Annotated in this window: 19 protein-coding genes; 10 read left to right on the top strand and 9 right to left on the bottom strand. The window is 61.2% G+C overall.

Annotated elements, in window-relative coordinates; genetic code table 11:
- Positions 1-59: 59 nt before the first annotated feature.
- Complete coding sequence (locus WIR04_RS01665; protein WP_162472085.1) at positions 60-698, bottom strand: LuxR C-terminal-related transcriptional regulator; 639 nt, start codon at positions 696-698, stop codon at positions 60-62.
- 519 nt (positions 699-1,217) lie between these two features.
- Between WIR04_RS01665 and WIR04_RS01660 the strand changes: the two genes are divergently transcribed.
- Complete coding sequence (locus tag WIR04_RS01660) at positions 1,218-1,793, top strand: single-stranded DNA-binding protein (RefSeq protein WP_005328769.1); 576 nt, start codon at positions 1,218-1,220, stop codon at positions 1,791-1,793.
- 157 nt (positions 1,794-1,950) lie between these two features.
- Positions 1,951-2,721, top strand: coding sequence for a substrate-binding periplasmic protein (locus WIR04_RS01655; RefSeq protein WP_338890000.1), 771 nt, complete (start codon positions 1,951-1,953; stop codon positions 2,719-2,721).
- Between the two features lie 48 nt (positions 2,722-2,769).
- On the opposite strand, the gene WIR04_RS01650 is transcribed toward WIR04_RS01655, so the two are convergent.
- Positions 2,770-2,892, bottom strand: coding sequence for a hypothetical protein (locus WIR04_RS01650; RefSeq protein WP_080675244.1), 123 nt, complete (start codon positions 2,890-2,892; stop codon positions 2,770-2,772).
- Between the two features lie 350 nt (positions 2,893-3,242).
- Here WIR04_RS01650 and yjbD point away from each other — a divergent pair, with 350 nt between their 5' ends.
- From yjbD to WIR04_RS01635, 3 genes are all read left to right on the top strand, one after another.
- On the top strand, positions 3,243-3,527 hold the full coding sequence (gene yjbD / locus WIR04_RS01645; RefSeq protein WP_025328558.1) for a DUF3811 domain-containing protein: 285 nt from the start codon (positions 3,243-3,245) through the stop codon (positions 3,525-3,527).
- Between the two features lie 393 nt (positions 3,528-3,920).
- Positions 3,921-4,133 (top strand): transcription antiterminator/RNA stability regulator CspE, encoded by a 213-nt coding sequence (gene cspE / locus WIR04_RS01640; protein ID WP_025328559.1) that lies wholly within the window; start codon positions 3,921-3,923, stop codon positions 4,131-4,133.
- A gap of 306 nt (positions 4,134-4,439) precedes the next feature.
- Positions 4,440-6,395 carry a ligand-gated channel protein gene (locus WIR04_RS01635; RefSeq protein ID WP_338889999.1) on the top strand — a complete coding sequence of 652 codons (1,956 nt, stop codon included), beginning with the start codon at positions 4,440-4,442 and terminating at the stop codon, positions 6,393-6,395.
- A 72-nt stretch (positions 6,396-6,467) separates the two neighbouring features.
- On the opposite strand, the gene WIR04_RS01630 is transcribed toward WIR04_RS01635, so the two are convergent.
- Together WIR04_RS01630 and WIR04_RS01625 are read right to left on the bottom strand one after the other, a co-directional pair.
- The gene (locus tag WIR04_RS01630) at positions 6,468-7,853 is read right to left on the bottom strand and encodes an ATP-binding protein (RefSeq protein WP_041204391.1); all 1,386 of its coding nucleotides are present in this window, start codon (positions 7,851-7,853) and stop codon (positions 6,468-6,470) included.
- Between the two features lie 7 nt (positions 7,854-7,860).
- Positions 7,861-8,583 carry a response regulator gene (locus WIR04_RS01625; RefSeq protein ID WP_338892424.1) on the bottom strand — a complete coding sequence of 241 codons (723 nt, stop codon included), beginning with the start codon at positions 8,581-8,583 and terminating at the stop codon, positions 7,861-7,863.
- Between the two features lie 200 nt (positions 8,584-8,783).
- Between WIR04_RS01625 and WIR04_RS01620 the strand changes: the two genes are divergently transcribed.
- Both WIR04_RS01620 and WIR04_RS01615 read left to right on the top strand, forming a co-directional pair.
- Positions 8,784-9,140 (top strand): hypothetical protein, encoded by a 357-nt coding sequence (locus WIR04_RS01620; protein ID WP_307766303.1) that lies wholly within the window; start codon positions 8,784-8,786, stop codon positions 9,138-9,140.
- 233 nt (positions 9,141-9,373) lie between these two features.
- Positions 9,374-11,368 carry a methyl-accepting chemotaxis protein gene (locus tag WIR04_RS01615; protein ID WP_338889998.1) on the top strand — a complete coding sequence of 665 codons (1,995 nt, stop codon included), beginning with the start codon at positions 9,374-9,376 and terminating at the stop codon, positions 11,366-11,368.
- Positions 11,369-11,430: 62 nt separating this feature from the next.
- Here WIR04_RS01615 and WIR04_RS01610 read toward each other — a convergent pair whose 3' ends face one another.
- Both WIR04_RS01610 and WIR04_RS01605 read right to left on the bottom strand, forming a co-directional pair.
- On the bottom strand, positions 11,431-11,850 hold the full coding sequence (locus tag WIR04_RS01610; RefSeq protein WP_338889997.1) for a hypothetical protein: 420 nt from the start codon (positions 11,848-11,850) through the stop codon (positions 11,431-11,433).
- Between the two features lie 145 nt (positions 11,851-11,995).
- Entirely contained in the window at positions 11,996-12,997 is a 1,002-nt protein-coding gene (locus tag WIR04_RS01605; protein ID WP_025328565.1) for a sensor domain-containing diguanylate cyclase, read from the bottom strand.
- Positions 12,998-13,397: 400 nt separating this feature from the next.
- On the opposite strand from WIR04_RS01605, the gene glnK reads away from it, so the two are divergent.
- Complete coding sequence (gene glnK / locus WIR04_RS01600) at positions 13,398-13,736, top strand: P-II family nitrogen regulator (RefSeq protein WP_025328566.1); 339 nt, start codon at positions 13,398-13,400, stop codon at positions 13,734-13,736.
- A 25-nt stretch (positions 13,737-13,761) separates the two neighbouring features.
- Positions 13,762-15,003, top strand: a complete 1,242-nt coding sequence (locus tag WIR04_RS01595; protein WP_338889996.1) for an ammonium transporter — start codon at positions 13,762-13,764, stop codon at positions 15,001-15,003.
- Between the two features lie 63 nt (positions 15,004-15,066).
- Here the strand turns inward: WIR04_RS01595 and WIR04_RS01590 are convergent, their stop codons facing one another.
- Complete coding sequence (locus tag WIR04_RS01590) at positions 15,067-16,035, bottom strand: AraC family transcriptional regulator (protein WP_338889995.1); 969 nt, start codon at positions 16,033-16,035, stop codon at positions 15,067-15,069.
- Positions 16,036-16,092: 57 nt separating this feature from the next.
- Here WIR04_RS01590 and WIR04_RS01585 point away from each other — a divergent pair, with 57 nt between their 5' ends.
- Positions 16,093-16,302, top strand: coding sequence for a VOC family protein (locus WIR04_RS01585; protein ID WP_338889994.1), 210 nt, complete (start codon positions 16,093-16,095; stop codon positions 16,300-16,302).
- Here the strand turns inward: WIR04_RS01585 and WIR04_RS01580 are convergent.
- Positions 16,233-17,414 (bottom strand): SGNH/GDSL hydrolase family protein, encoded by a 1,182-nt coding sequence (locus tag WIR04_RS01580; RefSeq protein ID WP_338889993.1) that lies wholly within the window; start codon positions 17,412-17,414, stop codon positions 16,233-16,235. The two genes, WIR04_RS01585 and WIR04_RS01580, sit on opposite strands and share 70 nt — an antisense overlap.
- Positions 17,415-17,443: 29 nt before the next feature.
- The gene (locus WIR04_RS01575) at positions 17,444-18,052 is read right to left on the bottom strand and encodes a TetR/AcrR family transcriptional regulator (protein ID WP_338889992.1); all 609 of its coding nucleotides are present in this window, start codon (positions 18,050-18,052) and stop codon (positions 17,444-17,446) included.
- Between the last annotated feature and the right edge of the window lie 38 nt (positions 18,053-18,090).

The following is an 18,090-nucleotide window of genomic DNA, read 5'->3' as shown; positions in this document are numbered from 1 at the left end:
AGTATGGCATAGAGACTACTGGATGAATAGACAGGCTTTTATCATCCTATCCCCGGCTCTCAGAGATACTCCTTGGCCCAGCTCACCGCCTGCAGGCGGTTCTTGACGTTCAACTTCTTGAACACGTTATAGAGGTGGGACTTGATGGTGTGCTCGCTCACGAACAGGCTGTCGGCGATCTCGGTATTGGAGGCCCCCGTCATCAGGTGGCGGACTATCTCCTGCTCACGGGCCGTCAGCAACGTCTGGTTGCGCAGGGGCTGGCCGCTCCCCTTGCGGTAGTAATCCACCAGATCGCACAGCAGATGGCGCGGGATCCAGTACTCCCCCTGCAACACCTTGCGGATGCCGATCACCAGCCGATCCAGGTTGTCCTGGCGGAAGAAGAGCCCGCTGGTGTGTGGCCACATCAGCAGCAGCTCCCTGTCCGTACTGGTCGGGGCGTTGAGCAACACGGCACTGGCCTCGCCGAAGCGGCTGCAGATGGCCTTGCTCCAATCCGCCTGCTGAGCCGACTTCAGATAGTCCAGATCGATCAGCAGCAGCGTCTGGGCAGAGGTCTCGGCGGGTTCGGGCAGGGCCTCTATCTCCCCCACCAGCAAGATGGACAAGCCAAGCTGTTCGCTGAGGTGACGCTGGAAACTGCTGGCTTGTGCATTATTTTCGGTGATCAGCACTAAGGGGTATTCGGGCGTCATCAAGAGAACTTCCTTGCACATTCGAGTCGGGGCTTTTCGGCAAGGAAGAGTACCAATCCCCCTCCTGGCTGCAGCATTAAAAAAGTATTAGACGCCGCTGTGATTCCTTTGAAGCTCAGCAATTTTCCAACCAATACAAATGACTAGCACATACCCCCCATTTGGGGGGTTAAGTAGTGCCGACCAGCACCATAGCAGGCCTTGGCCGTCGATGCAGCACTTGGCCCCGTCGTCCCCTTGCTGGTGGGGCCATACCTCGGGTAAGTTACTCGAACCGCCAGCAGCGGGGTTTGGTACTCGCCGGGACAGGAAGGTGTGCGCTCATCTCCGCCAACTGGTATTATTGCGGGCAAACGCTGCGGCGGATGGCCGATAAACGCGTCGGTTGAATCTGGCACAGCCGTGACATGCGTGAAGATGAGGTCCATCCGTGGCGCGCATCTCATTGCAAACAAACGACATATTGAATGGGACCAGGCATTTGGCCTGGCCGGTATACATAAGGGTGGAAGAGAGATTATGGCCAGTCGAGGCATCAACAAAGTCATTCTGATCGGTAACCTGGGGCAAGACCCGGAAGTGCGCTACATGCCGAGCGGCGGTGCCGTGACTAACATCACCCTGGCCACCTCCGACACCTGGCGCGACAAGCAGACCGGTGAGCAGAAAGAGCGAACCGAGTGGCACCGCGTGGTCTTCATGGGCAAGCTGGCCGAAGTGGCGGGCGAGTACCTGAAGAAGGGTTCCCAGGTCTATGTCGAAGGCAAGCTGCAGACCCGCAAGTGGCAGGATCAAAGTGGCCAGGAGCGCTACACCACAGAAGTGCTGGTCGACAGTTTCACCGGCGTGATGCAGATGCTGGGTGGCCGTCCGCAAGGCGGCGCCGGCCAGGGCATGGGCGGTCAACAGTCCCAGGGCAACTGGGGCCAGCCGCAACAGGCAGCCCCTCAGCAAGCCATGCAACGCCCGGCCGCAGCCCCGCAGCAGAATATGCAGCCACAGGGTGGTTACGGTCGTCCGGCCCAGCAGCCGCAGTCTGCACCGCCGGTTTACAACGAGCCGCCGATGGATTTCGACGACGATATCCCGTTCTGATCGACACCCAGGCCCTGATGACTCAGGGCCTTTTTTGTCTGTTTCTGACGCATTCATCCCCTCCCTCATCATGTTGTTGCGACGATCCGCACCTGACCCTCTCCCTCGCCCTGACTTGTGGCTATTCTCGGGACGAGTCACTTCCCCGAGAACCTGCATGAATCACCTTGGTCGCCTGCTGTGCCTCATCTTGCTGGTGTTTGCCGCCCCTCTGATCGCCGAACCGTTGCGAGTGGGGGTGAGCTTCGCCATCCCTCCTTATGTGATCACGCACGAGAATCGAGGCATCGAGCTCGATCTCATGCGCGAGGCGTTCGCTGGCAGCGATCATGAGCCCGAGTTCATCTATCTGCCTCTGGAGCGAACCTTCCGCATGCTGGAGGAAGGCAAGCTGGATGCCATCATCAACGTCAGACCCGGCATGCTGAGCCGCGCCCACCTCTCCCAGGCGGTGATCACCTTTCACAACCGGGTCTTTACCCTCGACAAGACGGCGTTCAAGAGCATGAGGGATCTGCAGACGCTGCGAGTCAGCGCCTTCCAGCGGGCCAGGCAGATCCTGGGAAAAGAGTTCGCTGAAATAGTCGATCAGAACCCCAACTACGAGGAGGTGGCGAGGCAGGAAGGGCAGGTTCAGAAGTTGTTGCTGGGGCGCACGGATGCCGTGATCCTGGAGCAGAGGATATTCTACTACTACATGGCACAACTGCTCGGGCAAGAAGAGGGTGGCGAGCGCTATCACGCAGACAGGATCCGACAGCATGATCTCTTCCCCCCCACCCGGTACCACTTCGCCTTTCGCCAGGCGGCGCAGCAGCAGTGGTTCGATCGCCAGTTGAGCAAGATGAGGGAAGATGGTCGCTATGAGCAGATCTTTGTCGACTATGGCACGGCCTCATCCGACAGAAACATAAAAGCCAGCCCATGACGGACTGGCTTGATACTGGCTCCAGAGGAACAACAGTGTAGTGGAGCGTTACTTCATCGCGCCGCCATTTTTCAGATCAGCTTTCTGACGTTTGGCCTCGCGCTTCTCTTTCAGTGACATCTGCGGTTTTTTCTTGGCATCTTTGCCGTGATGCTGTTCTTTGTTGCTCATCATCAGACTCCAAAAATGTTACCAGGACAGTTGGAATCAAGATTCCAGCATGTCATCCGAATCATAGACACAGTACGCTAGCAGTGACGATCGAGGATCGCACTGGCACCAGCATACCCCCAGCCACCATCGGGATCCAGCCTCGCCGGACCAGGGCGTCACACAGGGTACGGACCTCGTCATCCACGCCCCGACAATCTGGGACAAACCGCCACAACCGGCTTCTATCTGGGGGAAAACCGGCAGGAAAACGCACTCAACTTGCCCTTTTGGGGTCAAGAGGACGATTACATAAGAGTCGGCCCCCGGAGTGTGTTAGGGTGAGCCATCACCTGCCGCAGGAGTGCGCCATGAAAAAGCTGGAAATGAAAGATCTTACCGAGGCCGAAAAAGCCGAGATCACCCTGTTGTTGCAGAAGGCCCAGGCCAATGCCGATCACACCCTGACCAATGGGGAACGTAACAAGATCCGTGAGGAAGGGCGCCTGAAAATCGCCGAGGATCGCGCCAAGGCAGCCAAGGCGGCCTCCGCACTGGCACGGGAGAAGGCCAAGGAGCGCGCCAAGAATCAGGTGCTGCCCGAAACCTTCAACTGGGCGGACTCCGTCAGCAACAAGTACCGCAGCAAGCGATAATTTCTGTCTCCCATGTCCGGATGCTTGTGCTGCCACCCGGACATGGGCCTGCATACTTCCCTTTCCCATACCGGAAATTGATAGATAAGCTTCTGGTATAAAACGATTTTATCAATAGAAAACGCTGACACCCACTCGCCGGGCAGGAATTAATACCAAGATAAAGATTGCCATGGCGGAGTGAGCGTGTTCTAATCGATTTCGATGGTTCGGTAGTTCAGACCTGATTATGTTAGGCAGTCATTTTAAAGCAGTGATTTGTGCATAGAGTTGTCCCAGATGATTCTCGCCAAATAATTCTCCTTCTTTAGTGCTCCCCATACGTATTGCTGACGAAAAATCATGGATTGCTACACAAGTAGCGTTTCAACATCACTATTCAAGGAAATTATTATGTCTAACAAAATGACTGGTACCGTAAAGTTCTTCAACGCTGAGAAAGGTTTTGGCTTCATCTCCCCGGCTGACGGTGGCAAAGACGTGTTCGTACACTTCTCCGCTATCCAGTCCACCAGCTTCAAAACCCTGGACGAAGGTCAGCGCGTTGAGTTCACCATCGAGCAAGGCCAGAAAGGCCCGGCTGCTGCCAACGTAGTTGGTCTGTAATTCAAGCCAGGAAGCCTTTTCGTCAATCGGAAAGTCCTTCTGCAAGAATTGAAAAAACCCGCCTAGGCGGGTTTTTTGTTATCTGGATTCCCATCATTACCTCTCTCCCCTGCCAAAATTGCCCCTCCTACCGAACAAAATACAAATGATAATTAATATCAATTGCATTTGACTCTTGTTTGTCTAGAATGCCTGCCGACAAATGTCATCCATTTGAGGCTCAGCTCCGCCGTCCCAGTGCGACACCAAGATCCCGGGACACTAAAGCGGGTTGAGAAACTTTCCTTCCCAGGAGTTCAGGTTTTCATGACTAACATCCCCATTCCCCCTCTCGCCACCCTGATCGTCGCCGCACTGGCCAGCCAGGCCCACGCCAGCCAGAACGAAGTCATGGTGATCACCGCCTCGGGTTTCCAGCAGAAGATCGAAGACTCTGCCGCCTCCATCTCGGTCGTGACCCGGGAACAGCTGGAGAAGCGCGCCTACCGTGACGTGACCGACGCCCTGAAAGACGTGCCCGGGGTGGTGATCACCGGGGGTGGCAGCAGCAGCGACATCAGCATCCGCGGCATGGGAGCCAAGTACACGCTGATGCTGGTGGACGGCAAGCGGGTCGACAGCCGTGGCACCCGCCCCAACAGCGACGGCCCCGGCATAGAGCAGGGCTGGTTGCCGCCGCTGCAAGCCATAGAGCGGATCGAGGTGGTGCGTGGCCCCATGTCCTCCCGCTACGGCTCGGACGCCATGGGGGGCGTCATCAACGTCATCACCCGCAAGAGCACCAGCATGACGGCATGGCAGGGATCGGTGCATGCCGACAGCACCTTCCAGGAGAGCAAGGCCTCAGGTGATCTCTTCCAGAGCGATGCCTACACCGCCGGCGCCCTGGTGGACGGGCTGCTGGGAATGCGCCTGAACGGCCAACTCTCCTATCGCGGCGAGGATCAGTTCGAGAACGGCTTCGCCGAGCAGGAGATGCGCAGCGGCACCGCCGTGTTCAGCCTGACCCCGGACGAGCACAACAGCTTCGACTTCGAGGTGAGCCGCGGCCTGCAGGACAGGGATCGCACGCCGGGTGAGTCCATTTCGGCCAAGGCCAAACCCAACCTGAGCACCTACGAGCGCACCAACTACGCCATCACCCACGACGGCCGCTACGACTTCGGCTCCTCCACCAGCTATCTGCAACGGGAAGAGAGCACCAACCCGGGTCGGCAGATGAAGATGATCAACACCATAGCCGACACCCATACCCAGATCGTCCTGGGGGATCACTACCTCAGTGTCGGCGGCCAGTACCGCTACGAGGATCTGCAAGATCAGGGCAACCAGCTGAATGTGGCCAATAGCGCCGACCAGCTGACCCGCTGGAGCTGGGCCCTGTTCGTGGAGGACGAGTGGGCCCTGACCGACAGCTTCGCCCTGACCGGCGGCGTGCGCATGGACAGGGATCAGAACTACGGCAGCCACTGGAGCCCGCGTCTCTACGGGGTCTGGCACCCCGCCGAGTTCTGGACCCTGAAGGGGGGCGTCTCCACCGGCTACCGCTCCCCCGATTTGCGCATGTCCGCGGCCAACTGGGGTCAGGCCACCGGCGGCGGTACTCAGGATGGCATGCTGGTCGGCAGCCCGGCCCTCCAGCCGGAGAAGAGCGTCAGTGAGGAAATCGCCCTGCTGTGGGATGGCAGGCAGGGGCTCAACGCCGGGCTGACCCTGTTCAATACCGACTTCAAGGACAAGATTGCCGAGACCCGTCGCTGCACCAGCAAGCAGGATCCCGCCTGCACCCTGAACGGCCACACCTATGACTTCATCAGCGATCGCATCAACGTCGACGAGGCCAACATGCGCGGGGTGGAAGGCACGGCCAACTGGGCCATCAACCCGCAGTGGTCCCTGGCCTCCAGCTACACCTTCACCCAGTCCGAGCAGAAGAGCGGTCCCATGGCGGGCCTGGCACTGAACCAGATGCCGCGCCACATGTTCAACACTACTGTCGACTGGCAGACCAGCGAGGCGGTCGGCCTCTGGTCCAGGGTCAACTTCCGCAGCAAGACCTCGGACTACCTGAGCCGGGTCAAGATGGCCGAGGGCACTCCCTCATACACCTTCTTCGACACCGGCCTGGTCTACAAGGCCAATCAGGCGCTGAGCGTCACCGCCGGCATCTACAACCTGCTGGACAAGAGGGTGGACCATGCCAGCTATGGCACAGTGCTGGATGGACGCCGCTACAACCTGGGGCTGACCTACCAGTTTTGATCCTCTCGGGTGCGAGAGACGCAAAAGGCCCGCCGAGTGCGGGCCTTTTCATGGGAGACGGGAGGGGAACTATCAGCGCGGCAGGCTGATCCTGGCCTCCAGGCCGCCCTCGGCACGGTTGTGCAGGGTCAACTCGCCGCCGTGCTGATGTACCAGGGTGCGGGCGATGGCGAGCCCCAGCCCCACGCTGCCCGACTCGGTGTTGCGGGCCTCGTCGAGACGGACGAAGGGCTTGAACACCTCCTCCAGCTGGCCCTCGGCTATGCCAGGCCCCCGGTCGCAGACCAGGATCAGCAGCTCGGATTCGGTTCGCTCCAGGGACACCTCGGCCCCGCCCGCGTACTTGATGGCGTTGCCGATGAGATTTTGCAGCACCCGGCGCAGGGTATTGGCGCGGCAGGCGTAGACCTGCTTGCCCTGTGCCAGGCAGATGACGGGTTGACCGGTATCCGCATAGTCATCGCACAGGCTCTCCAGCAGGCTGACCAGATCCAGCTCCCGGGTCGCCTCCTGCTGCCCCTCCTCCCGGGCGAAGCTCAGGGTCGCCGCCAGCATCTGCTCCATCTGTTGCAGGGTCTGCTGGAATCGCTCCTTGTCCTCGCCGTCTGCCAGAAACTCGCTGCGCAGCCGCAGGCTGGTGATGGGGGTGCGCAGGTCGTGGGAGATGGCGGCCAGCATCCGGGTCCTGTCCTGCACGAAGCGATCGAGCCGGGTGTGCATGCGGTTGAAGGCCTGGATGGACTCGCGGATCTCGGTGGGCCCCTCCTCCCGCAGGGGCTCTATGTCCTCCCCGCGCCCCAGCCTGTCGGCGTTGGCGGCCAGCTGTTTGAGGGGCAGGGTCGCCCGGCGGAACAGCCAGATCATCAGGCCTATCACCAGACTCGCCACCAGCAACAGGTTGAGGGTGGTCTGCCAGGACCAGCTCACCGCCTCCTTGTCCACCAGGGAGCTGAATTGCAGCCAGCCCCCGTTGGGCAACTGGATGGACCCATAGAGCCGCATGTCCTGGGGCGGCGGCATGCCGTTGCGATCCTTCATCATGCGGTTGTGATGTTGCCAGGCCCGGCTGCGCTGTATGTCCTGCTTCAGCTCGGCGCTGATCTCCACCGACAGGGACGACGGATACCCGAGCTTGGCCCGCACCAGCTTCTCGAAGCGGGGACTGCGGTTGTCCGGTTGCAGCGGCTCGTCGGCGAGGCGCAGCAGCAGGGTTTCGCTGCGGCTCGCCTTGAGGATCTCGTGATAGAGGGAGGGGGGCGAGAGAGAGAGCAGCCGCACCACCGAGATGATCCGCTGCATGGCGTTGCGGCTGTTGACGTAGCCGAGCGCCTCCTCCCGATCCGAGCGGTAGATCTGGATGCTGAGCAGCTGGATCAACACCAGTCCCGCCAGGGCCACCAGCACTATCTGGCCGGTCAGCCCCTTGGGCAGCAGCCTGGCGAAGAAGCCCTTGATCATGCCGGTCTCACTCCTGGGTCACGTCGGCGGCGAACAGGTAACCGCCGCCCCAGATGGTCTTGATGAGCTCGGGATTCTTGGGATCCCGCTCCAGCTTGCGGCGCAGCCGGCTCACCAGGGTATCGATGGCGCGATCGAAGGCGACCGCCTCCCGACCACGGGCCAGATCCAGCAGCTGATCCCGGCTCAGCACCCGCTGGGGCCGCTCCAGAAACACCTTGAGCAGATCGAATTCGGCGGTGGAGAGGCTCATCCCCACCCCCTCCTCGTCCACCAGCTCGCGGCGATTGATGTCGAGCAGCCAGCGATCGAAGCGCAGATCCCGGGTCAGAGCCTCGGGGACGGGCTGGATCTCCGCCTGGGTGCGGCGCATCACCGCCTTGATGCGGGCCAGCAGCTCGCGCGGGTTGAACGGCTTGGCGAGGTAGTCATCGGCCCCCATCTCCAGGCCGATAATGCGGTCCGTCTCCTCCCCCATAGCGGTGAGCATGATGATGGGCAGACGGGACTTCACCCTGAGCTCGCGACACAGAGTCAGGCCATCTTCCCCCGGCATCATCAGATCCAGCACCAGCAGATCGAACTCCCGCTCGTCCAGCAGCCGCTTCATCTCCTTGCCATCCCGGGCACAGCTGACGCGCATGCCGTGTTGTTCCAGAAAGCGCTTGAGCAGATCGCGGATCTCGCTGTGATCGTCGACCACCAGAATATGAGGGCTGCTTTGGTTCATCATTGTCTCTCCCGTTATCGAGCTGGGGCGATTATACGAGAATCAATCGGGCGGGTTGTGTCAAAGTGTGCCAGAGCGCCAAGATGCCACACTCTGCTACAAAATAGGCTTCAACTGGCAAAATTCAGACACTTCCACGGTGTTTACTGGATACCAAGGCGAAAGAGCCTCTACCCGTATTCATCCGACAGGAGTTACCCATGAAAAAGCTGACCAAGACCCTGCTGACCGCCACCCTGATCCTCGGCCTGCCGCTGGGCGCCTATGCCGCCAGCGAGGCTGTCTCCACCGCCCAGCCGACCCAGGCCACGGCGGCCGGTTGCCCCATGGACGGTTCCGGCATGATGGGCGGCAAGCACCACGGCGGTCGCCACGACAAGATGGCCCGCATGAAGGACATGACCCCGGAACAGATCCAGGCTCACCTGCAACAGCGCTTCGACAAGATTGAAGATCCGGCCAAGAAGGCGGAGTTCGTGAAAAACCTCGGCCTGCGTGCCGACGGCATGATCAAGCACGCAGAGGTGATGAAACAGTTTGCCGAGGCAAACCAGTAAGCCGATACGACGAAGCAAGCAAGATAACGACAGGGTGGCCATGGCCACCCTGTTTTTTTCGTGTCCGCTCAACTGCCCTGTCCTGCGGCTGACGCCGCTATGGCGCCACTTTTCTGTCTCCCTGCACCGGGATATGTGAGCGATAACAAACGTTTTATGTTCGAAATGGCTAATAATGGCGGCTCAAACAACAGGGTCGGGCAAGGCCCCGGCCACAGTGGACAGGAGTCGTTATGGGATGGAATCTGGGCACAATCAAGGGGCGTTATACCGCCGTCTTCCTGGGGTTCATGGCGCTGGTGTGCGCCCTGACGGTGATCGGCATCCAGCTCTGGATCAAGCCGGCGCTGCAGAAGGCCGGTGAGCAGAATGTGGCGCGGCGGGTCAGCGAGATAGCCACCGACATCCGCGATCAGCTCAACGGGGTGCAGAGCCAGTCCCGCAGCATCACCCAGCTGGTGGCCCAGCTGCCGAGCGAGCAGATCGACGCCCTGCTGCCCGCCCTCATCGATCAATACGGCAACGCCATGGTCTTCGGCGGCGGCATCTGGCCCCTGCCGGAGAAACGCGAGGCGGGCCGCGCCAAGTTCAGCACCTTCTATCACAGGGACGCGGCCAATGCCCTCATCCCCAACACCTACTGGAACTCGGCCGAAGCGCCGAACTACTTCGAGCAACCCTGGCACAAGGCGGGTCAGCAGGCTCCCCGCGGCATGTGCGTCTGGGCCGCCGCCTACAAGGATGGCGCCAGCCAGCAGCCGAGAACCAACTGCGCCATGGGGATCTACAAGGACGGCGCCCTGTACGGGGTGTCGACCATAGACGTGACTCTGGGGTTCTTCAACGATCTGGTGGCCAGGAAGGAGCAGGAGATCGGCGGCCAGGTGATGATCGTCGAGGCTGACGGCAAGATCCTGAGCAAGAATGCCCGCCTCGGCGGCGATGTGGTGCTCGGCAATCTCTCCGCCCACGCCGACTACCCCTTCGCCGGTGCCATCGCCGGCCTGCTCGGCCAGGACGCGAGCAAGGGCTTGCTGCGCACAACCTTCCAGGATCAGGGAGAGGAGCAGACCCTGCTGATGGAGGCCATAGAAGGCACTCCCTGGCTGCTCGCCACCGCCCTGCCGACCCGCATCCTGACCCAGGACAGCCGGGACGTGCTCGCCACTTTGGCCAGCATACAGCTGCCCCTGGTGGGGCTGCTGTTCGTGCTCATGGTGCTGGCCATCCGCCAGCTCGGCAGCCGGTTGCAGACTCTCAAGCTCAACATAGATGCCCTCAGCGCCGGCGATGCGGACCTGACGGCCCGCATCCAGGTGAAGGGTCATGACGAGCTGGACAACATAGCCCTGTCGGTGAACCGCTTCATCGCCTACCTGCAGCAGATGATGGTGCAGGTGACGGACGCCACCGACCTCATCACCCGGGAGCTGGCACAGCTCGATCAGCAGAGCGGTCAGGCCAGACGGATCCTGGGGGAACACGCCAGCGAGACGGATCAGGTGGTCACCGCCCTCACCGAACTCAGCTCCACCGCCGACAGCGTGGCCCAGCACGCCAGCGACTCGGCCAGCTTCACCGAGGCCGCCAATGGCCAGGCCGCCAATTCACGCAAGGTGGTGGGCTCGGCCTCCGCCAGCGTGGTGGCCCTGATCGACGAGGTGGATCTCGCCGCCGCCAAGGTGCTGGAGATGCAGGAGGATGCCAAGCAGATCGGCAGCGTGCTCGGGGTGATAGGCGGCATCGCCGCCCAGACCAACCTGCTGGCGCTCAACGCCGCCATCGAGGCGGCCCGGGCCGGGGAGCAGGGGCGAGGCTTCGCCGTGGTGGCCGACGAGGTGCGCGCCCTGGCGGCCCGCACCCAGAACAGCACTGCCGAGGTGGGCAGCATGCTGTCGCGCCTCACCCAGGGAGTAGCCGAGGCCGTGGTCGCCATGGAGCAGACCAAGCGCAGCTGCCAGGCCGCAGCCGACACCACGGGTCAGGTCACCGGCGGGCTCGACAGCATGGCCGACTCTGTGGTGCAGATCCACGATCTCAGCAGCCAGATCGCCACCGCCGCCGAGGAGCAGAGCCGGGTGACCGAGGAGATCAACCGCAACATGGTGAGCATTCGCGACATGCTGAACCTGCTGGTGCAAAACGGCAGCCAGACCGAGCAGAGCGCGGCGTCGCTGCTCGGCTCCAATCGCCAGCTGCTGGCCCTGGTGCGCCGCTTCAAGGTGTGATGGCGAACGCCAGCCAGCAAAAAGGGGCCCTAGGGCCCCTTTTTCATGCACGTCGTTCAGACTCAGGCCTTGGCTTTGTCGGCCAGGTTCAGGGTCTTGACGGTTTCGCCTTCAAACTTGATGACGACGCTCTTCTGAGCGGCTTCGGTATCCTTGAACAGGGTCTTGGAGGTCTCTGCCAGTACGGGAGATACCTTGTTCAGGGCGCTCAGGTCATAGGTCCACACTTCCAGACCGGCTTCGGTCTTGGTGCTGGCCGGGGCGCCCAGCTTGTCCTTGATGGCCTGCTTGTTGGAGCCGCCTTCCTTGATATCCAGGGCCGTTTTGATCGCTTCGTTGGAGGCGCTGTCCACGGCAGTACCGGCCATCTCTTTGGCGGTGCTGGTGACGCTGCTGGTCACGGAATCGGTCAGGGAATCCATCAGGCCGGCGTGGGCAACCAGAGGCAGGGCGGTCAGGGCAATCAGAAGGCACTTTTTCATTAAGATACATCTCACAGGAATGAAAGAGCGCGCATCAGACCAGTGAGCTCGATTGGAGTCAAGATGATCCCAAGATCAAGCCGCATTCGGGGGGGAAGAGGGACTAGAGGCTGGACAGGGCAGCCGGGGACGGATAGCGGCGCCCCTAGCCAGAGAGCTGATCCTTGCCCGCCAGCTTGGCCCGGTAGAGTGCCCTGTCCACCCTCGCCATCAACTGGTTCAGGGGTTCGTCCGGCATGGACTCCACCAGACCGAAGCTCAGGGTAATGGGCTCCACCCCCTTGACCCTGGCATAGCCCAGTCGCTGTCGCAGCTTTTCGGCCACCACATGGGCCTCCGCCAGACGGGTGTTGGGCAGCACCAGCATGAACTCGTCGCCCCCCCAGCGGGCCAGCAGATCGATCTCGCGGATGGAGCCGCGGGTCAGGCGCACTATGTCGATCAGAGTCTGATCCCCCACCCCGTGGCCGTGGCGATCGTTGATCTGCTTGAAGTCGTCCACGTCCATGGCGATCACGGCAAAGGGCTCCTTGAAACGCCGGGCGCGCTCATACTCCAGCCGGACGGCCTGCTCCAGCCGATAGCGACTGGCGGCCCCGGTCAGGGAGTCCGTCTCCGCCAGGCGGCGGTTCTCCTCCACCTGATGCTGGAGCGCCAGGTTGAGCCGCTCCAGCTCGGCGGTGCGCTCCGCCACCTGCTGCTCCAGGGATCGATTGTGCAGCTCCAGCCGGGCGTAGAGCTCCCGCTGGGCATGAATGTCCCGGTGCGCCCCTATCATCCTGGCCACGGAGCCGTCCGGGTTGCGCGCGACGATGAGGCCTCGGTCCTCCACCCAGAGGTAGTCGCCGTTGCGGCAGCGACAGCGGTACTCGGCCCTGTAGTCTGGAGACTGCCCGCTCAGATAGGCGTCGAAGCGGGCCATCACCCGCGCCAGATCGTCCGGATGGATGATGTTTTCCCAGGTGAAGACGTTGTTGTCGAGGGAATGCGGCTCATAGCCCAGCATCTGGTACCAGCCCGGATTGCGATAGACATAGCCGGTGTTGGCATTCCAGTCCCAGATCCCGTCGCTGACGACCTCAAGAATGCCGTGTACGGCCGCTTCATTGAGATCCTGGATCCTGATAGTGTCATTGTCCTGCAGCATGGAAACCATCCTTGTTCTGCTACCCCGCGCCACTGCGGGTGACTCGAGTCCGGCGGTTGAACATCATTGAAAAATGCGGCCGCCTGCCGGGCTACCCGATGACGACTGCCTGCCTGCAATCCCTGTCATGACAAGGTTATCGGCCGTCCCCAGGCTCCCCTGAATAACAGTAGCAGCAGGGCCTGCCGCCAGTCTTGAGCGCCGTCACGGCTTCCCTCTTTTGTCTGCTCGTCCCCTTGCACCGAGGCGGTGCCCCCCCTTGGCGCAGCCCTGCCCTAATGGGGCACCTCCGGTTACGCCCTCGGGCAGCGATTAAATAAATCATTGAATAAATAGAGAAAAATTCTTGGCGCAATATTTGCCTTTGTCTTGGTGAACCACCAAGGATTGGGGACATTGCATGAAGTTAATCACTGCCATCATCAAGCCGTTCAAACTCGATGACGTTCGCGAAGCCCTCGCCACCCTCGGCGTAGAGGGGCTGACGGTCTCCGAGGTCAAGGGGTTTGGCCGCCAGAAGGGGCACACCGAGCTCTATCGGGGCGCCGAATACCAGGTGGATTTCCTGCCCAAGGTGAAGCTGGAGATCGCCACCCAGGCCGACAACGTCGAGCCCATCATCGAAGCCATCAGCCAGGCCGCCCACACCGGCAAGATAGGTGACGGCAAGATCTTCGTCTGCGACCTGCTGGCCGCCGTGCGCATCCGCACCGGCGAGACAGACGCAGACGCCCTTTGATACGACTGGAACCGAGGAACACGACATGGAAGAGTTGATCACATCCGTCAGCGAGCTGCGCTATGCGCTCGATACCTTCTACCTGCTGATCTCCGGCGTGCTGGTCATGTGGATGGCCGCCGGGTTCGCCATGCTGGAGGCGGGCCTGGTCCGCGCCAAGAACACCACCGAGATCCTGACCAAGAACATCCTGCTCTATGCCATCGCCTGCGTCATGTACCTGCTGGTCGGCTACAACATCATGTACGTGGACAACGGCGCTGGCGGCTGGCTGCCGAGCTTTGGCAGCCTGATGGGCAGCCAGGCCGAGGATGCGGGCCACTCACTGCACGCCGACTTCTTCTTCCAGGTGGTCTTCGTGGCGACCGCCACCTCCATCATCTCGGGGGCGGTGGCCGAGCGAATGAAGCTCTGGTCCTTCCTGCTGTTCTGCGTGGTGATGACCGGCTTCATCTACCCCGTCGAGGGCTACTGGAGCTGGGGTGGCGGCTTCCTGAAAGAGGCGGGCTTCTCCGACTTCGCGGGTTCCGGCATAGTCCACCTGGCGGGTGCCGCCGCTGCCCTGGCCGCCGTGCTGCTGCTCGGCCCCCGTCGTGGCAAATATGGCAAGCAGGGGGAGATCCACCCCATCCCAGGCTCCAACCTGCCGCTCGCGACCCTGGGCACCCTGATCCTCTGGATGGGCTGGTTCGGCTTCAACGGCGGCTCCCAGCTGGCGCTCTCCAGCGCCGCTGACGCCACCGCCATCGGTACCGTCTTCGTCAACACCAATGCCGCCGCGGCCGCCGGTGTGGTCGGCGCCCTGCTGGTCAGCAAGTTCACCTGGGGCAAGGCGGATCTCACCATGATCCTCAACGGTGCCCTCGGTGGTCTGGTCGCCATCACAGCCGATCCGGCCTCCCCCAGCCCACTGTTCGCCAGCCTGATCGGCGCCCTGGCCGGTGCCCTGGTGGTCTACGCCATCGTCGCCTTCGACCGCCTCAAGGTAGATGACCCGGTCGGCGCCATCTCGGTACACGGGGTCTGCGGCCTGTTCGGCCTGATGGTGGTGCCCTTCTCCAACGCAAGCGCCACCTTCGGCGCCCAGTTGCTGGGGGCCGCCGTCATCTTCGGCTGGGTCTTTGCCGTCTCCCTCATCGCCTGGAGCCTGCTCAAGGCCACCATGGGCCTGAGGGTCAGCGAAGAGGAAGAGATGCTGGGCGTGGATGTCCACGAGTGCGGCGTCGATGCCTATCCCGAGTTCGTCAGCATCAAATCCAGCAGCTGACACAGACTGCTGCTTGCGGGGCCCGGGGAACACCTCGGGCCCCGCTCTTTTTTTGAGACGCCCTCAGCGCCCCTTGAAGGCGGGGTGATGCAACCGGCGATAGTGGCTCGGGGCCAGCCCGTGCTGGCGCTTGAAGGCGGTGGAGAAGTGGTATTCGTTCTTGAAGCCGCACTGGGCAGCCAGCAGCTTCACCGAGTCGGCCCGGCTCGCCAGCAGGAGCGCCGCCCGCTGCAAACGCAGCCGTTGCAGCAGCGCCATGGGGGCCAGCGCGAAGTGCTGCTGACAGAGCCGATGGAGCTGGCGCTCCGAGAGGTGCAGGGCGGCGGCCATGCGTCCTATGTCCCAGCCCTCGGGCAGGGATTCTTTGAGCATCAATTCGAGGCGCAGGGCCAGCCGCTCGCCGCGACTCTGCCCCTCCCCCTTTTGCAGCAGCCGGCGCAGGTAAAAGCCGAGCTGCTCCACCAGGAGGGCGCTGAGCAGCGGGTCCTGATGGCGCTCCTGCTCCGCATAGAGGTTCTCGATGGTGCGCAGCAGGGTCCCCTGCTGGGAGGTGCAGCCCAGACGAGGGCGGCTGGCGAAGGCATCCCAGGGGGAGTCCTTGTGCAGCAGCAGCCACACCAGATCCCAGCCGCCCTTTGCCGTCGTCTGTTGCTGCTCCGGCGCTGGCCACTGCGTCTCTGCTAGCCCCGTCTCCGGTAACTGCATCTCTGGCAACTGCGTCTCTGGCAACCGATAGCAGAGCGGCTCCCCCGCCGGGATCAGGGCCCACTCCCCCACCGGCAGCCGCGTGAAGCCATCCCCCAGCCGCACCTCCCCTTCGCCCCCCAGGGTGAGCAGAAAGCAGTGCACGTCCGCCAGGCGGCGCTCGATACGATAGCGGGTCTTGAGGCGCGAGTAGCCCGCCAGCCAGACCCGCTCCTGACCGAGGGCGGGCAGCAGGCTGTCGCAGCAGATCTGCTCGCGGCAGTCGGGGGAGACGTCGATGACTTCAGGATTGTCGGTGTCAGACATCATCAGGACGGGCTCAGCCATGTCGAAGGATTAAGCCAGAGCATAACATCAAGGGCATAGCGTCACAGGAGACAAGCCATGCACATCCATCACGTCGCCATCTGGGCGCAGGATCTGGAAGCACTCAAGGCATTCTACTGCACCCGGTTTGGCCGCCAGAGAAATGTTGTGACGCCCCGCAACATGGCGGGGCTCTCAAGGCCTGCGGGAAAAAGCGGTCAATCAGCCCGGATGACTGTCAACGGAACTGACAGTGCGACCCGCAGATGTCCTTCAAGATTGAGATGAAGGTGATCCCCGACATCATAGTGCGCGCTGAGCCGCGAAATGGATTCCGGCTCCCGTACCAGCAGGTCGCTGTCAATCACAGCATCAAACTCCCCACTTGTGCGCATCCAGTGGTTCACTGCCTGCCGGACAATCTCTTTTTCAGGCTGATAAAAGTGCTCAATACCATACTCACCGGTTCCCCGCAGCGGTACCAGGGTTACGCCTGTCATCCGGATATTGTATTCCCGCGCCATCCGCAGTAATTGCCGATAACCGTTGATCAGTACTGTTGCCGCCGGCACCGGACCATCCGGATCCAGTGCCGTGCCCGCCAAGCCGATATCATTCAGCCCGACCTGCACGATACAGCTTGTGACGCCGGGTTGCGCCAGCACATCACGCTCAAAACGCGACAAGGTAGCGATGCCGACGCCGTCTTTCAGTAACCGGGAACCCGACTGCCCGGCATTCACCACCGCAATATTTTCGGACATCAGGCGCTCGGCCAGAATATCTGTCCAACGGCCATAGGTGTCCATCTCCACGCCGTTACCATCCACCATGGAGTCACCGATGACGACCAGAGTGCGGCACGCGGCTTTTGGCTGAACCTGGACACTTTCAACCAGAAGACGGGAGCTGATTTTCTGACCGTCGCCGGCCTCTTCCCTGATGGCCTGATTACCCGGCTCAATCAACGAAAAATGACGGGCATCCCAGTGGAAGGTATTAATCGGTATCGGTTCCGGCAGATATGTCCGCAGATTGATCACCGATAATGAGGGGATATCCAGTGAAACTTCATCGCTGTATAGAATGCCCCCCGCAGGGATTATCGCGCCGGTTTGCCCATTAAAGGTGACAGGCAGTGCACCGCACAAATCAGAAACGGAAATATAGCTCTCGCCTATTACCATCGGCTGTTCGCCATAACGATTGGAAAAGATCAGCCGCAGCTTTTGACCGCCCAGACTGATGCGCAGTGACTGCCGGAGTGTCTGCCTCCCATTAATTAGTGGTATATCCGATGGAAAGGGAAAAGTGTCTCCCGATGAAGGCTGAGAGCTGGAAAGCCAGGTGCATATCCACTCCTCGCGCATTGGCGAGGCTAAAGACACTGAATATGACATCAGAAATTCTCCTGAAAGAAACAACAGATTTATTGCGCGCCCGGAAGGGCCGTCATGGCATCGAAGCTGTGCATGGCGATATCTGTCATTGCCATCAGACGCGCCCGGCTGACGCCATCCCGGGCCTGGACGGAGATCCCGTGGAACAGGGTCGCCACATAATCCCCGAGCGCCTGTATATCGGTATTTTCCGGCAGTTCGCCGCACTGAACGCCCTGCCGGATGCGCTCTATGATGCCGTCTATCCGCTCCCGGCGGTAACCGGCCAGCCATGCCATGATCTCTTCGTTATCACGGCCATAGTTGGTCAGCGACAGCACCACCATGCAGCCATGAGGTCGATCGTCACGGGTGTAGGCTTCGACCGCGCTCACAAGCAGTGTCTTGATAGCCTGGCGGGTATCTGGCTGTGACAGGGCGGCGTCAGCAAAAGCCCCCTCTTCAGCCAGATAAAGCGCTATCGCCTCACGGAAAAGATTTTCCTTTGAGCCGAAGGCGGCATAAATCCGTGCAGAAGCAATCCCCAGTGCAGCCACCAGATCAGAGAGGGAGGTCCCTTCATAACCACGCTGCCAGAACACCTGTTTTGCTATGCGCAATGCCTCTTCACGATCGAATTCTCTTGGTCTACCGGCCATAACACCCTCTCCGCATCTGTCATTTCAGACAAAGGCTA

This window comes from Aeromonas rivipollensis (genome assembly GCF_037811135.1).
GTDB lineage: Bacteria > Pseudomonadota > Gammaproteobacteria > Enterobacterales > Aeromonadaceae > Aeromonas > Aeromonas rivipollensis.
The sequence above is the reverse complement of the archived record's forward strand: the minus strand, read 5'-3'. Positions and strand labels throughout refer to the sequence as shown.

Excerpts from the sequence above, each read along its gene's own strand:
- WIR04_RS01665 (WP_162472085.1), bottom strand. The coding sequence starts at position 698 with ATGACGCCCGAATACCCCTTAGTGCTGATCACCGAAAATAATGCACAA.
- WIR04_RS01660 (WP_005328769.1), top strand. The coding sequence starts at position 1,218 with ATGGCCAGTCGAGGCATCAACAAAGTCATTCTGATCGGTAACCTGGGG.
- WIR04_RS01655 (WP_338890000.1), top strand. The coding sequence starts at position 1,951 with ATGAATCACCTTGGTCGCCTGCTGTGCCTCATCTTGCTGGTGTTTGCC.
- WIR04_RS01650 (WP_080675244.1), bottom strand. The coding sequence starts at position 2,892 with ATGAGCAACAAAGAACAGCATCACGGCAAAGATGCCAAGAAAAAACCG.
- yjbD (WP_025328558.1), top strand. The coding sequence starts at position 3,243 with ATGAAAAAGCTGGAAATGAAAGATCTTACCGAGGCCGAAAAAGCCGAG.
- cspE (WP_025328559.1), top strand. The coding sequence starts at position 3,921 with ATGTCTAACAAAATGACTGGTACCGTAAAGTTCTTCAACGCTGAGAAA.
- WIR04_RS01635 (WP_338889999.1), top strand. The coding sequence starts at position 4,440 with ATGACTAACATCCCCATTCCCCCTCTCGCCACCCTGATCGTCGCCGCA.
- WIR04_RS01630 (WP_041204391.1), bottom strand. The coding sequence starts at position 7,853 with ATGATCAAGGGCTTCTTCGCCAGGCTGCTGCCCAAGGGGCTGACCGGC.
- WIR04_RS01625 (WP_338892424.1), bottom strand. The coding sequence starts at position 8,583 with ATGAACCAAAGCAGCCCTCATATTCTGGTGGTCGACGATCACAGCGAG.
- WIR04_RS01620 (WP_307766303.1), top strand. The coding sequence starts at position 8,784 with ATGAAAAAGCTGACCAAGACCCTGCTGACCGCCACCCTGATCCTCGGC.
- WIR04_RS01615 (WP_338889998.1), top strand. The coding sequence starts at position 9,374 with ATGGGATGGAATCTGGGCACAATCAAGGGGCGTTATACCGCCGTCTTC.
- WIR04_RS01610 (WP_338889997.1), bottom strand. The coding sequence starts at position 11,850 with ATGAAAAAGTGCCTTCTGATTGCCCTGACCGCCCTGCCTCTGGTTGCC.
- WIR04_RS01605 (WP_025328565.1), bottom strand. The coding sequence starts at position 12,997 with ATGCTGCAGGACAATGACACTATCAGGATCCAGGATCTCAATGAAGCG.
- glnK (WP_025328566.1), top strand. The coding sequence starts at position 13,398 with ATGAAGTTAATCACTGCCATCATCAAGCCGTTCAAACTCGATGACGTT.
- WIR04_RS01595 (WP_338889996.1), top strand. The coding sequence starts at position 13,762 with ATGGAAGAGTTGATCACATCCGTCAGCGAGCTGCGCTATGCGCTCGAT.
- WIR04_RS01590 (WP_338889995.1), bottom strand. The coding sequence starts at position 16,035 with ATGGCTGAGCCCGTCCTGATGATGTCTGACACCGACAATCCTGAAGTC.
- WIR04_RS01585 (WP_338889994.1), top strand. The coding sequence starts at position 16,093 with ATGCACATCCATCACGTCGCCATCTGGGCGCAGGATCTGGAAGCACTC.
- WIR04_RS01580 (WP_338889993.1), bottom strand. The coding sequence starts at position 17,414 with ATGTCATATTCAGTGTCTTTAGCCTCGCCAATGCGCGAGGAGTGGATA.
- WIR04_RS01575 (WP_338889992.1), bottom strand. The coding sequence starts at position 18,052 with ATGGCCGGTAGACCAAGAGAATTCGATCGTGAAGAGGCATTGCGCATA.